This is a genomic window from Kitasatospora sp. NPDC058063, assembly GCF_042885395.1.
Lineage (GTDB): Bacteria > Actinomycetota > Actinomycetes > Streptomycetales > Streptomycetaceae > Kitasatospora > Kitasatospora lactacystinica.
In genome coordinates this window covers 168076-181177 of the sequence record NZ_JBHVSD010000016.1, presented here as the reverse complement: position 1 = coordinate 181177, position 13102 = coordinate 168076, and the positions used below count along the sequence as shown (strand labels likewise).

14 protein-coding genes are annotated in these 13102 nt (G+C 73.5%); 11 read left to right on the top strand and 3 right to left on the bottom strand.

Annotation, left to right across the window (positions count from 1 at the left end; translation table 11 throughout):
• Nucleotides 1–34: 34 nt before the first annotated feature.
• The 3 genes from ACFVUY_RS26720 to ACFVUY_RS26710 all read left to right on the top strand — a co-directional run bounded on the left by ACFVUY_RS26720 (nucleotide 35) and on the right by ACFVUY_RS26710 (nucleotide 2597).
• Nucleotides 35–1150, top strand: coding sequence for a hypothetical protein (locus ACFVUY_RS26720; RefSeq protein ID WP_387733954.1), 1116 nt, complete (start codon nucleotides 35–37; stop codon nucleotides 1148–1150).
• Between the two features lie 201 nt (nucleotides 1151–1351).
• Entirely contained in the window at nucleotides 1352–2080 is a 729-nt protein-coding gene (locus ACFVUY_RS26715; protein WP_387733952.1) for an alpha/beta fold hydrolase, read from the top strand.
• Nucleotides 2081–2099: 19 nt separating this feature from the next.
• Nucleotides 2100–2597 (top strand): MarR family winged helix-turn-helix transcriptional regulator, encoded by a 498-nt coding sequence (locus ACFVUY_RS26710; RefSeq protein WP_387733950.1) that lies wholly within the window; start codon nucleotides 2100–2102, stop codon nucleotides 2595–2597.
• A gap of 142 nt (nucleotides 2598–2739) precedes the next feature.
• On the opposite strand, the gene ACFVUY_RS26705 is transcribed toward ACFVUY_RS26710, so the two are convergent.
• Both ACFVUY_RS26705 and ACFVUY_RS26700 read right to left on the bottom strand, forming a co-directional pair.
• Entirely contained in the window at nucleotides 2740–3489 is a 750-nt protein-coding gene (locus tag ACFVUY_RS26705) for an anti-sigma factor domain-containing protein (protein ID WP_387694628.1), read from the bottom strand.
• Nucleotides 3486–4070, bottom strand: a complete 585-nt coding sequence (locus ACFVUY_RS26700; protein ID WP_387694629.1) for a sigma-70 family RNA polymerase sigma factor — start codon at nucleotides 4068–4070, stop codon at nucleotides 3486–3488. The genes ACFVUY_RS26705 and ACFVUY_RS26700 overlap by 4 nt, the downstream gene beginning before the upstream one ends.
• 341 nt (nucleotides 4071–4411) lie before the next feature.
• Here ACFVUY_RS26700 and ACFVUY_RS26695 point away from each other — a divergent pair, with 341 nt between their 5' ends.
• The 7 genes from ACFVUY_RS26695 to ACFVUY_RS26665 all read left to right on the top strand — a co-directional run bounded on the left by ACFVUY_RS26695 (nucleotide 4412) and on the right by ACFVUY_RS26665 (nucleotide 11913).
• Nucleotides 4412–6049: a molybdopterin-dependent oxidoreductase gene (locus ACFVUY_RS26695; RefSeq protein WP_387733947.1), complete on the top strand. Its 1638-nt coding sequence runs from the start codon at nucleotides 4412–4414 to the stop codon at nucleotides 6047–6049.
• A 113-nt stretch (nucleotides 6050–6162) separates the two neighbouring features.
• Nucleotides 6163–6822, top strand: coding sequence for a fasciclin domain-containing protein (locus tag ACFVUY_RS26690; protein WP_387733945.1), 660 nt, complete (start codon nucleotides 6163–6165; stop codon nucleotides 6820–6822).
• Between the two features lie 168 nt (nucleotides 6823–6990).
• Nucleotides 6991–8067: a tRNA (adenosine(37)-N6)-threonylcarbamoyltransferase complex transferase subunit TsaD gene (tsaD, locus tag ACFVUY_RS26685; protein WP_387733943.1), complete on the top strand. Its 1077-nt coding sequence runs from the start codon at nucleotides 6991–6993 to the stop codon at nucleotides 8065–8067.
• A 136-nt stretch (nucleotides 8068–8203) separates the two neighbouring features.
• Nucleotides 8204–8803, top strand: coding sequence for a class I SAM-dependent methyltransferase (locus ACFVUY_RS26680; protein WP_387694633.1), 600 nt, complete (start codon nucleotides 8204–8206; stop codon nucleotides 8801–8803).
• 185 nt (nucleotides 8804–8988) lie between these two features.
• Complete coding sequence (locus tag ACFVUY_RS26675; RefSeq protein ID WP_387733941.1) at nucleotides 8989–9630, top strand: nucleotidyltransferase domain-containing protein; 642 nt, start codon at nucleotides 8989–8991, stop codon at nucleotides 9628–9630.
• A gap of 233 nt (nucleotides 9631–9863) precedes the next feature.
• Nucleotides 9864–11069 carry a S8 family serine peptidase gene (locus ACFVUY_RS26670; protein WP_387733939.1) on the top strand — a complete coding sequence of 402 codons (1206 nt, stop codon included), beginning with the start codon at nucleotides 9864–9866 and terminating at the stop codon, nucleotides 11067–11069.
• A 103-nt stretch (nucleotides 11070–11172) separates the two neighbouring features.
• Nucleotides 11173–11913, top strand: coding sequence for a hypothetical protein (locus ACFVUY_RS26665; protein WP_387733936.1), 741 nt, complete (start codon nucleotides 11173–11175; stop codon nucleotides 11911–11913).
• 48 nt (nucleotides 11914–11961) lie between these two features.
• Here the strand turns inward: ACFVUY_RS26665 and ACFVUY_RS26660 are convergent, their stop codons facing one another.
• Complete coding sequence (locus ACFVUY_RS26660) at nucleotides 11962–12723, bottom strand: serine hydrolase (protein ID WP_387733934.1); 762 nt, start codon at nucleotides 12721–12723, stop codon at nucleotides 11962–11964.
• Here ACFVUY_RS26660 and ACFVUY_RS26655 point away from each other — a divergent pair.
• Nucleotides 12704–13030, top strand: coding sequence for a hypothetical protein (locus ACFVUY_RS26655; protein ID WP_387733932.1), 327 nt, complete (start codon nucleotides 12704–12706; stop codon nucleotides 13028–13030). The two genes, ACFVUY_RS26660 and ACFVUY_RS26655, sit on opposite strands and share 20 nt — an antisense overlap.
• Nucleotides 13031–13102: the final 72 nt, after the last annotated feature.

The window sequence follows — 13102 nt, the reverse complement described above, 5'->3', positions numbered from 1 at the left end:
GCGGGGACCCGCGGTGTCCGAAGCGGAGGGTCACATGAACTCGCTTTTGTCGAAGGCCCGTTGGTTAGGCTTCCTGGCGGCGGGCGCGGCACTGCTGCTCGCCGGGTCCGGCTCCGCCGGCGCCGTCACCGGCACGTCCGGCGGGCCGGTCCCGGGTGTCCCGCGGACCGTCGAGCTGGACTCGTCACCCGCCTCGGTGGCGGTCGGCCCGGACGGGCGCAAGGCGTACGTCGCGGTGAAGGACAGCATCAACGGCGCCAAGGTGAAGGTGGTCGACACCCAGAGCGGGGCGATCACCGCGGTGGTCACGCTGTCCACCGGGCTCGGGGCCGGTCCGGGACCGCTGGCCGTCAGCCCCGACGGCTCGCGCGTCTACGTGCTGTTCTCGACCGCCCGCAAGGCACCGCTGTCCAGCCTGGCCTCCATCGACACGGCCACCGACACGGTCGTCTCCAGCACGGAGGCACCGGACCAGCCGCGGCCCGACGGGACCCTCCCCGGGGCGCTCACCTCGCTGGCGGTCAGCGCGGACGGCGCCAGGGTCTACGTCGGCCAGGACGGACCGGCCCGCTACCACCGCCCGGCCGAGCCGAGCGCCCGGGTCCTGTCCTTCTTCCCGCAGCAGCAGGGATTCACCGCCGCCGTGCCGGTCCCCGGCCGCTACCTGGGCTCGATCGTCACGCCTCCGGCCGGTGACGCGGTGTACGCCGCCACCGACGAGAACCTGATCCGCCTGGACACCGGCACCGGGACCCCGACCGTCGCCGGCGCCATCGCCGCCCCGATCGGCTCCGTCCCCAGCCTGGCCCTCTCCCCGGACGGCACCCGGCTCTACGGTGTGGGGAACAGCGGCACCGGCTACGCCGTCGACCTCGCCACGGACGCCCTGTCCACCCTGGACATCGCCCCGGGCCAGTGGCTGCAGAACCCGTCGGTGGGCGCGGACGGCACCCGGCTGTACCTGATCCAGCAGGACCTCACCAGCAGCGACGGCAAGGCCTCGGTCCTCGTCCTGGACACCGCGACCAACACCCTCGTCCCGGCCGAGGGCATCACCGGCCTCAACTGGGTGACCGGCCTGGCCCTCGGGCCCGACGCCCACACCTTCTACCTCACCGTCAACTCCAGTCTGCAGATCGTCGGTTACTGACCGAACCCGCCCACCGCGCCCAGCACCACCCCGCAGCGACGGCGGGGCGGAGGTCCGGATACCCGGCCCCGCCCCGCCGTCGCCTTTGCGCGGAGCGGTCCGAGGGCGACATGAGCCGCCGGGCATCACTCGGCGCCTCCGGCCGCCGGCATCCCGCGCTCAACATATGACGCAACACATGTGTCGTGTAACATGTTTTCCATGAACACTGCAGCGAAGAATCCGACCCTCGTCTTCATCCCCTGCTTCTCCGGCGCCCCGTGGAGTGCCGAACAGCTCGCCCCCTACGGCGAGACCCCCAAGCGCACGCTGCGCCTGCCCGAAGGCGTCGACAGCATCGAGCGCTACGCCGACCACGTCGAGAACGCGATCGCCGACCTCGACAACTACGTGCTGGTCGGCGACTCGTTCGGCGCGAACATCGCGCTCGCCCTCGCCACCCGCCGCCCGCGGGGCCTGCGGGCCCTGGTCGTGTCCGGCGGATTCGCGGCCAACCCGATCGACTCGAAGCCCATGAAGGCACTGGGCCAGGTGATGGGCAAGGCTCCCGGCCCGTTCTACCGGCAGCTGACGCTGCGGTTCCACGCCCACCGCCTCGCCTCCCCGTTCGACGGCGAGGGCCAGGTGCCCTGGAGCGAGGCGCGCAGCCGCGAACTGTTCCTCGCCAACACCCCGGCCGCTTCCTTCGGTGCGCGCGTGTCGGCGGTCTTCACGGCCGACTACGTCGACGTGCTCGACCGGGTCCAGGTCCCGACCCTGATCCTGACCCCCTCGCACGACGTGCTGATCGGCGAGAACGCCTCGAAGGTCATGCTCGCGGGCATCCCCGACGCCCGGGAGGTCGTGCTGCCGCGCACCGGCCACATGTTCCGCTTCTCGCACCCGGTAACCTACGCCGCCGCGGTCGAGAACTTCCTCGCCGCCCCGTAGACCACCCGGAAGGACATCGATGCGCAAGGCCGAGCACCTGCGGTTCGCGATCCTGGCAGCCCAGCGCGAAGGCAACCGGCTGCTGATCCAGGCCCTCAAACCCCACGGCATCACCCCCTCGCAGGCCGAGGTGCTGCGCCTGCTCCAGCAGCACGGCACCCTGAGCCTCAACGGGCTCGGACAGCTCCTGGTCTGCGAGAGCGGCACCAACCCCAGCCGGCTGGTCGAACGCGTCGTCGCGGCCGGACTGGTCGAGCGCCGCACCGACGCCGAGGACCGCCGCTACCTCCAGCTCAGCCTCACCCCCGAGGGCGAGCGCCTGGCCACCGCGGTCGCCGGGATCGAGGAGTTCCTCTACGCCTCGATGGACGCCGCCTGCGAGGGCCTGGACACCGACGCGATGCTCGCCTTCCTGCACAACTTCATCGACCCCCTCCCCTCGGGCGAGGCCCTCAACAAACGCCTCGGCCTCGACCCGGGAGCACGGGGAACCGTGGGCGACAGGCCCTCCGGGTGAGGCCCTGCCGCCGGCGACGGCCAGCGACGGCCCGGGACGCCGCCGGATCGGGTACGGGGCCGCCGCCCCACCAATGAATCGACGCCGACCCGGCGAGGCACCCGGACCGGACAGTCCGGAGCCCGCGGGACCGCACGCCTTCTCAGGTGAGCGACAGGAGCATGACCGGTACCCCACTGGGGTGCGTCGAACCCCCGGCGGGCTCCACGGTGACGCCGACACCCGTCGCCCCGCCCAGTGGCCCGGACAGCACCAGCCCGCCGTCCCCACGGGACAGCAGCCCGGCCGATCGCATCGTTCCGGAGTCGTTGAACCACAGTTGGTACGTGGTGCCCTCGGCCGGGGTGGGCATGCCGGAAGCGAGGAAGGCGGCCTGACCGCGGTCGTGCGACCACACCACCGTCCCCACGCCGGTTCCGCCCGACGCGGTTCCGGTGGCCGTGCGGGCGTCGGGCGCCGTCAGCAGACCCGTCAGCCGGTCCGCCTGCTGCTGGACAGCGGCCGCCCGGGCACGCGCGTCGCCGGCCTGCCGGTACTGCTGGACGGCGAGGCCACCGGAGCCGACCGCGACGGCGAGGCAGGCGGCCAGCGCGAACTTCGTCCACCCGCCCGCCCTCCGGCCGGACCGGAGGCCCGCGCCGGGCACAGCGGCGGTCCGGGGCGCCTCCTGCCGCACGCCGGGCAGCGCGGCGATCACCCGGGCTTTGAGGGCCTCGGGCGGCACGACGGCCTGCGCGGCCCCGAGCCTGGCCAGGGTCGCGGCGAACTCGGCCACCTCCTGGGCGCAGGCCGGGCAGTCGGCCATGTGGCCTTCGAACTCCGCGCTTTCGGCGGGGGAGAGGGCGTGGACGGCGTAGGCGCCGGTCAGGGTGTGCAGGTCGGCGGCGGTCATGCTCCCACCCCCAGGCAGTCGCGCAGACGGATCAGTCCGTCGCGCACACGGGTCTTGATCGTGCCCAGCGGTGCGCCGACCACCTCGGCGACCTGGGGGTAGGTGTAACCGCGGTAGTACGCCAGTGTCAACGATTCCCGCTGCAGTTCGGTGAGCGTCCTCATGCAGCGCCTGACCTGCTCGCGCTCCAGTCTGCCCTCGACCTGTTCGGCGACTTCGTCGAACGCCGGGGTGTGGGAGGCTGCCGCGACGCGCTGGTCGCGGTCGGAGGCGGCCTGCGCCGAGCGGACCCGGTCCACCGCGCGCCGGTGCGCGATGGTCAGCACCCACGGCATCACCTCACCGCGCTCGGCCCGATAGCGGGCGGCGGTGCGCCACACCTCCAGCAACACCTCCTGGGCGACCTCCTCGGACTGCGCGGGATCGCGCAGAACCCTGCGCACCAGCCCCAGCACCGGACCGGCCACCACGTCGTACAGCCGGGAGAACGCGTCCTGGTCCCCGCGCGCGACGCGGGCGAGGAGTTCCGTCAGGTCCGGTACCGGCCGTCCGGGACCGGACAGGTGGACGACGGCGCTCATCCGTCCGTTCCTTCGCACTGGGCGGGCTTCGAGCCCGATCGGCGGACGGCAGACATCGAGGGCCTCCTCATGGTCCCGGCGGGACGGCGGTGCGGTCTCGGCCGGGCGGACGGTGCGGAACTCACATCCGCCCTTCGGAGCGGGCCCGCGCCCGGATTGGCCGCACCGCCTGCCGGTACGCCCGGTCACCGGCTCCGGAGGACACGCGGATCCTGCGGACCGGCCCTCGGAGCCGGGCCGTGCCTGCTGCGCCCACCGTCAATGCCGGCTGCCGCCCCACCCGTCCGGGTGAGTCCGGCGCGGCGACCCATCCGCGGCCCCGGGCGCCTCGAACCCTCGGCGTGAGCAAGAATCCATCCGACGCTTCCGGGCTCCTCCGCGGCCGCCCCGACCGCCTCCGCCGCGTCGGCGTCGCAGCGGCGACCGGGTTGGCGGCCGCCTCGGCCGCACTCGGTGCGGGAGACCTGGCCGCCGCCTTCACCGGGCCCGACACCGCGCCGGTCGTCGCGGTGGGCTCCGCGGCCGTCGACCTGTCGCCGACCCCGCTCAAGGAATACGCCGTCCGCACCTTCGGCGTGTACGACAAGACGGTGCTGCTCGGCGGAATCCACCTGACGGCGGCCCTGCTCGCCGCCGGTGCCGGATGGCTGTCCGCTCGCCGCCCGAAGACCGCAGCGGGCATCTTCGCGGCCTTCGGCGTGCTGGGTGCCCGGGCCGCGCTCTCCCGGCCGGGAGCGGGCACGGCGGACGTCGTACCGGCCCTCGTGGCAGGCGTCGTCGGCGCGGCCACCGTCCTCGCCCTCGCACGCATGACGAGGTCGGCCGCACAGCCGGTGAACACGGTCCTCACGATCCGACGTCCCACCGACGAGAGCGCCCGCCCGGAGCGGCGCACCGGGCCCGAAGGCACCACCCGCCGGGCCGTTCTCGCCGTCACCGGCGGGACGATCGCCGTCGGCGCGGTTGCGGTCACGGGAGGCAGGATCCTGACCGACCGCCTCTTCGACGTCGGCGCCGTCCGCGCGTCCGTTCGCATCCCGCCCGCCGTGGAACCGCTGCCGCCCCTGCCGCCCCCAGTCCGTCCGAAGGTCGCGGGCCTGTCCCCGTTCGTCACCTCGAACACGGATTTCTACCGGGTGGACACCGCGCTCGCGCTCCCCCGTATCGACCCGCGGCGCTGGGCCCTGCGCATCCGGGGCATGGTCGACCACCCGCTGTTGCTGACCTTCGACGACCTGCTGCACGAACCCCTGGAGGAAATGGACCACACGCTGTCCTGCGTCTCCAACGAGGTGGGCGGCCCCTACGTCGGCACCACCCGCTGGCTCGGCGCTTCCCTCCCCGCCCTGCTGCGCCGTGCCGGCGTGCACCGCGGCGCGGACCAGCTGGTCGGCCGCTCACAGGACGGCATGACCATCGGCACGCCGCTGGAGCCGGTGCTCGACGGACGGCGCGCGCTGCTGGCGGTCGCGATGAACGGCGAGGCCCTGCCCGTCGCCCACGGTTTCCCCTGCCGCAGCGTCGTCCCCGGCTTCTACGGCTACGCCTCCGCCACCAAATGGCTCGTCGACCTGGACGTCACCACCTTCGCCGCATTCGATCCGTACTGGGTGCGCCGGGGCTGGGACCGCACCGGTGCGGTGCGCACCGCCTCGCGCATCGACGTCCCGGCCCCGTTCGCCCGCGTACCCGCCGGGGACGTCACGGTCGCCGGTACCGCGTGGGCGACCCACCGCGGCATCGCCGCCGTCGAGGTCCGGATCGACGGCGGTGCCTGGCAGCAGGCGATGCTCGCCGCCGACGCCGGAACGGACCTGTGGCGGCAGTGGACCCACACCTGGCCCGGGGCCGCGCCCGGCACCCACCGGATCGAGGTCCGGGCGACCGATGCGACCGGCGCCGTCCAGACCGGGGACCGGGCCGCCCCCTACCCGTCCGGCGCCACCGGCTGGCACAGCACCGTCGTCACCGTCACCTGAGAGCCCCGGCCGACCCGCCCGGCCTCCACCGGGCCACCTTCACGTACCCGGCACTGTCCGGGGCGGTCCGCCCGAGGGGCCGACCGCTGCACCCGCACAAGGAGATCACTGCAATGAACGTCACCACCCGCCGCCGCAACACCGTCACCGCCGTCCTCGCCGCGACCGCGCTCGCCTTCGGCCTCGGGGCCTGCGGCAGCGGCTCCGGGTCGCCCTCCGCCTCCGTCTCCCCGTCGAAGGCCCCCGCCGCCGCGCCGGCGGCCGGTACCACCGCGTCGGCAGCCGGTGCCGCCATGAGCGACCGGCCGTTCGGCACCGCCTGTGCGGCCGTGCCCAAGGACGGTGCCGGCTCTTTCACGGGCATGGCCAAGGACCCGGTCGCCACCGCCGCCTCCAACAACCCGCTGCTGTCCACCCTGGTGACCGCCGTCAAGCAGGCGGGCCTCGTCGACACCCTCAACTCCGCGCAGAACCTCACCGTCTTCGCGCCCACCAACGACGCCTTCGACAAGATTCCCAAGGCCACCCTGGACGCCGCCCTCGCCGACAAGGAGACGCTGACCAGGATCCTCACCCACCACGTCGTCCCCCAGCGCCTCGCCCCCACCGCCCTCGCCGGAGGCCACAAGACCCTGGAAACCCACGACCTCACCGTCACCGGCGCCGCCCCCGACTTCACCGTCGACGGCGACGCCAAGGTCCTGTGCGGAAACGTCCAGACCGCCAACGCCACCGTCTACATCGTCGACACCGTCCTGATGCCCGCCTCCTGACGTACCGTTCGCGTCCCGCCGGCGGCCCGCCCGATCACGGGCCGCCGACGGACCCGGTGGACCTCCTGCGGGGCGGACCGGGGAAACCGGACCTGCCGGACCAGCACCCCCGGCCTTATTGCACAATGGTTGCAGTTGCACAGCGATCAGCAATAAGGGGTGCGCGTGATGCCGGACTCGCCGGTGGTGCTGGGGATCGAATCCTCGTGCGACGAGACCGGCGCCGGTCTCGTCCGCGACGGGGTCCTGCTCGGGCAGGCGGTCGCGTCGAGCATGGACGAGCACGCCCGCTACGGCGGGGTCGTGCCGGAGATCGCCGCCCGCGCCCACGTCCACGCGATGGCCCCCGTGGTCCGCGAGGCCCTCGACCGGGCCGGACTCACCCTCGCCGACGTCGGCGCCGTCGCCGTCACCGCCGGCCCCGGCCTGTCCGGCCCGCTCCAGGTCGGGGTCGCGGCGGCCAAGAGCTACGCCTTCTCGCTCGGCGTCCCCCTCTACGGCGTCCACCACCTCGCCGGACACGTCGCCGCCGCCGCCCTGGACGGCGAACCACTGCCGAACCCGTGCGTCGTGCTGATCGTCTCCGGCGGGCACACCTCCCTGCTGCTGGTGCGCGACCTCGCCCGCGACCCGATCGTCCACCTCGGCGACACCCTCGACGATGCCGCCGGCGAGTGCTTCGACAAGGTCGCCCGGATCCTCGGCCTGCCCTACCCCGGCGGGCCCGCCATCGACCGCGCCGCCCGCGACGGCGACCCGAACGCGGTACGCCTCCCCCGCCCGCTCAGCGGACCCAACGACCCCCCGTACGCGTTCTCCTTCTCCGGCCTCAAGACCGCCGCCGCCCGCTGGGTCGAGGCCCGACGGGCGGCCGGCACCGAGCCGCACGTCCCGGACGCGGCCGCGGCGCTCCAGGAGGCCATCGCCGACACCCTCACCCGCAAGGCCGTCCGGGCCTGCACCGACCACGGGATCGACACCCTCGTCGTGGTCGGCGGGGTCGCCGCCAACTCCCGCATCCGCGCCCTGACCGAACAGCGGTGCGCCGCGGCCGGGATCACCCTGCGGGTGCCGCCGCTGCGCCTGTGCACCGACAACGGCGCGATGATCGCGGCCATCGGCGACCTCCTGGTCCGTTCGGGCGCCGCCCCCTCCCCGATGAACCTCTCGATCGACCCGTCCGCCCCCTTGGAGTACGCGGCACTCTCCCCGCTCGCCCCGGCGGCCCCGGCCCGGGCCGCGTAACGGCCGTCCCGGTGCGGCGGCCGCACCGCGCCAGGGCCCACGGGTGGGCGTTCAGTGGCCATGACCGGTGCCGGCGGTCTCGCCTTAGGATGCGGGAATGGACAGGACCACGCTGCCGCACGGAGAGCTCATACCGATGACGACGAGGCGAACCCGCTGGCAGGAGGCGGGGCAGAGCGGGAACTTCGGCAAGCGATTCGCCGAACTCATCTCCGCGGGCGAGGACGTCGACGGTGAGGCCCGGCTCGCCGACACCCTCCTGCCGCGCGGTGCCCGAGTGCTCGACGCCGGCGCCGGCATGGGGCGGGTGGCCGCCGCGCTCCTGCAGCGGGGGCACGACGTGGTCGCGATCGAGCCCGACGAGGCCCTGGTCCGGCAGGCTCGGGAGACCTACCCCGGGCTGCCGATCGAGGAACGCGACATCCTCGACCTCGGCCCCGACGACGGCCCGTTCGACCTGGTCGTCTGCGTGGGCAACGTCATCGTCTTCCTCGCCGAGGGCACGGAACGCAGGGCACTGGGCGCGATGCGCGACGTGCTCGGCGAGAACGGCCGGATCCTGGTCGGCTTCCACCTCCAGGACCCGCCGCCGCACGCCCGGACCTACACGGTGGCGGAGTTCGAAGCGGACCTGACCGCCGCCGGACTGCGCGTCGACCTTCGGGCAGGCACCTACCAGCTGCACCCCGCGAACGACGCCTACGGCGTCTGGATCCTGAGCCGCGCCCAGAGTTGACCCCGCCTCCAGAGCCGGCGCTCTGTCGACGAACACCCTTCCGTGGAGCGGCGCGGCGCGGGGAGTTTTCGGAGCGCCGGCCCCTGGGCCCAGCGGCCCGCGTCAGCGACGTACGGCCCCAGGACCCGCCGGCCTCCTGCGTCGAACCCGGCCGGGGCCTTCGAGCCCGCTGATAGATTCCTGCGGTGAGCGAGCAACTGCCCGGCGGCGGCATCGAGCTGTCACCCGAGGAGATCGAAGCCCTCGACGCCAGGTGGTCGTCCTGCTGGACCCCGAGTGAGGTCGCGCAGCGCTTGGCCGGGATCGGCACACCCTGGTACGTCGCCGCGGGCTGGGCACTGGACCTGTTCCGCGGCAGGCGGACGCGCGCTCATGGAGACATCGAGATCGCGATTCCGGCCGCGGCCTTCCCCGAGGTCCGCTCCCGCTTCCCCGGGTACGTCTTCGACGCGGCAGGCAGTGGCCGGATCTGGGAGGACGCCGCACCGGAGGTGCTGGCCGCCGTGCACCAGACCTGGCTCCGCGATCCGGTCACCGGAAACTACCTGCTCGACGTGTTCCGCGAACCGCACGACGGCGACACGTGGATCTGCCGACGCGATGAGACGATCCGGCTTCCCTACCCCGACATCATCCTCCGCACCCGGGACGGCATCCCGTACCTGGCACCCGAACTGGTCCTGCTGTTCAAGGCCAAACATGTCCGCCGAAAGGACCAATCGGACTTCGACGCGACCGTCCCGCACATGACCCCGGCTCAGCGCGGGACCCTGACCGGGCTGCTCGCCCGCGTACACCCCGGGCATCCCTGGATCGCGGCCCTGTAGCCGGCCCTCCACCGGTGGGCTCGCGTGTCAACGGTCGCCGCACCGGTCGGCGGAGGCTTCGGCCCCGCCAACTGATCGCCCGCTGCCCGGCCTCGGCGCCCCGCCCCCGTACGGGTTGTCCACTCCCCGCCCCCGGCAGGTCGGCACGAGTGCGGCCACCGTACCGGCGATGATCCGGGTGCCCCGGGCCGCTGGGCCCGCGCCGGCGATCCCGACCGATCGGAGCCCGACCCGTGCACCTGTCCCTCCGCCGGGCGCCGGTGGCCCTGCTGCTGGCCCTCACGCCCGTCGTCGCCCCCGCACCCGCCGCCGCGCACACCGCCCAACCACCCACCGCCGCCGTGGCCGTGGCCCACTCCACCAGGGCCGTGCCCGGGCAGTACATCGTCACCCTCAAGCACGGCCGCGACCCCGGTGAGCTCCTGCGGGCCCTGGGCATCACCCCCAGGTTCACCTACACCGATGTCCTGAACGGCTTCACCGCCACCCTCGACCCGCTCCTGCTGCGGGCCGTGCGGACCAACCCCGCGGTAGCGGCGGTGGAGGAGAACGCCACGATCCACGTTCCCGCTCCCACCGACGACCTGGACCGCCCCGGTCCCGCCACCCGGGCACCGGCCGCCACCTGGGGCCTGGACCGCATCGACCAGCGGAAGCTGCCGCTGGACGGCCGGTTCACCACCCGGGGCCACGGCGCCGGCGCGACCGCCTACATCCTCGACACCGGCATCGACTACACCCACCCGGAATTCGAGGGCCGTGCCGTCCCCGGCTTCGACGCCGTCGGCGACGGCCGGAACGGGCTCGACTGCCAGGGCCACGGCACCCACGTCGCCGGCACCGTCGCCGGCCGTACCTACGGCGTCGCGCCGCAGGCCGACCTCGTCTCGGTCCGCATCGTGGACTGCACCGGCAACGGCGACACCGCCCAGATGATCGCGGGCCTCGACTGGGTCGCCCACCACGCCCAACGCCCCGCCGTCCTCAACGCCTCCGTCGGCGAGGAGCGCTCCCAGGCCCTCAACAACGCCACCACCGCACTCTCCGACCTGGACATCCTGCCCGTCGTCGCCGCCGGCAACGACGCCGTCGACGCCTGCACCGTCTCGCCCGCCTCCGCGGACTGGGTCGTCACCGTCGCCGCCACCAACCGGCAGGACCAGGAGAGCGGCTTCTCCAACTGGGGCCCCTGCGTCACCCTCCACGCCCCCGGCCAGGACATCCAATCCGCCAAGCTGGGCGGCGGCAGCACCACCCAGAGCGGCACCTCCATGGCCGCGCCCCACGTCACCGGCGCTGCTGCCCTCTACGTCGCGGAACACCCGGACGCGTATTCCACCGAGACCGCCGACTTCCTCGTACGCTCCGCCACCGGCGACGTCCTGACCGACGTGCACGAGGACACCCCCAACCTCCTCCTCTTCACCGACGGCCTGTAACCCCGCCCGGTCGGGCACCGTGGCACTCCGCCTGCGGCTTCGACTTCGGCTTCGGCCGACACCGCGTCCGCGCGGCGTCCCGGTCGTCCAGGCCCTCGCCCACGTGACCACCGGCCGCTCCCACGCGGCCGTCGACCTCCTGACCCGCCTGGGCGGGCAGGTGGAGCGCATCGGCCAACCGGTCACCGCCGCCTCACCCGTCGACCCCGTCCTCGAAGACCGCCTGTCCCGCGTCCCCGACAGCGAACTTCCCCGCCTGCTGCCGGGCCGCGGCTGCTGGTACGTCAACAACCTCGACCTGGAACGAGCCGACGCCGGCTTCCTGCGCGCCTGGCACACCACCGCACGACCGCCGATCGTCTACCACCACCGCGACGTCCGCGACCGCGTCATCGAGCAGATCCGCCTGCTCTCCCGACCGGCCGGCCACGTCGGCTCGATGCCCGAACACCTCGTCTACCGCGACATCCTCGGCGCCCTGCCCACCATGGACGCCAGGATCACCCTCGCCCTGACCGACCCGGGCTTTCCCGGCATGCGCGAAGCCCACCGCTGCCAGTGGCTGCTGCGCCACCCCGCCGTCTGCGTGCTCACCCACGAGGAGCTCGCCGGACCCGCCCACGGCGGCACCGCCGAAGCCCGCGACCGCGCCCTGCACCGACTCCTGACCGCCATCGGCCACCCCCACCCGGCCTCGGCCCTCGCCGCCGCCCTGCCCGGGCCCGCGAACGGCGAGCTCCCCGTCGGCATCTGGCGCAGCCACTTCAGCGCCGAGCACGAACGCCTCTTCCAGCAGCACCACGGCGACCTCCTGCCTCCCCGTGCCGACCCGACCGGAGGCTGATCCGCCGAGACATGGCCACCGTGCTTTCCGCCGGGGTCCGGACGTTGCTCAACTCCCGTTCAGCGAACCGGCAGCCGCCTGCGCCACCGACTGCACCAGGGAGATGCCGACGTCCTCGCTCCCGTTGCCGTCCGAGAGCACCGCGATCAGCAGTTCGTGTCCGTCGCACTCGACCATCCCGATGCTGTTGATCACCCACAGGTCGTCCGCATCCCGCGACAGCCAGCCGTTCTTCACCGCGTACGCGCCGCCGGTCGCCGCCGCGCTCACACCCCAGCGCTGGTCGCTCTCGACCTGCCCGAGCAGCTGCCGGATGTAGTCGCGCGAGGCGGACGAGAGGATCGAGTCGCCGGTGAAGACCTGGCGCAGCAGCTGCGCCTGGTCGGTGGCGGTGGTGGAGGTGAGACCCCAGTAGCCGTCCGTGCCGGCCACGGTGGAGGTCAGCCCGAACCGTTCGTCGGCGGCGTCCAGACCGGCCTCCTGGCCTATCGCGTTCCACAGGGCCGTGGCCGAGTCGTTGTCGCTGTTCTCGATCATCTCGGCGGCGAGGCTCTGCTGCGCGTCGCTCAGCCCGGCGCCCCGGTCCTGGGCCTGGAGCAGCAGCGTGGCCAGGATGTCGACCTTGACGATGCTGGCGGTGGCGAAGGCGTGCCCGGACGCACCGTAGGCGAGCGACTGCCCGGTGGCCAGGTCGGTGACCGAGACCGACACCGCGCCGTCGGCCTGCGCGGCGGCGCTGCGCAGAGCCGCGCCGGCGACCGGGGCGGGAGGGACCGTGGGACCAGCCTCGGTGCCCGCCGAGGGCGTCACGGGCACTGAGGGGGTCACCGGCGTCGAAGAGGTCGCCGGAGTTGAGGGGGTCACCGGCGCCGAAGAGGCCACCGGCGTCGAAGAGGTCACCGAGCGGGACGGAGCCGAGTCGGCCTGGACGGACATGGGCGGCCCGCCGTCCGTTCCGCCCGAATGTCCCTGCAGCACCGCGAAGATGAGCCCGGCGGCTGCGAGGACGCTCACGGGTGCCAGCACCCTTGTCGGGGGGACGCTTCGCTTCGACATGCTGGATGACGCTAGAGCGCGCCCCTTTGAACAGCCTGAGGACAGGATGGACGTTTACTGACACCTGCCCCTCGGGCTGTCACCCGACCGGACGAGCACGCTCGCCCACGATCCGTGGCGAAGGGATAGTGAC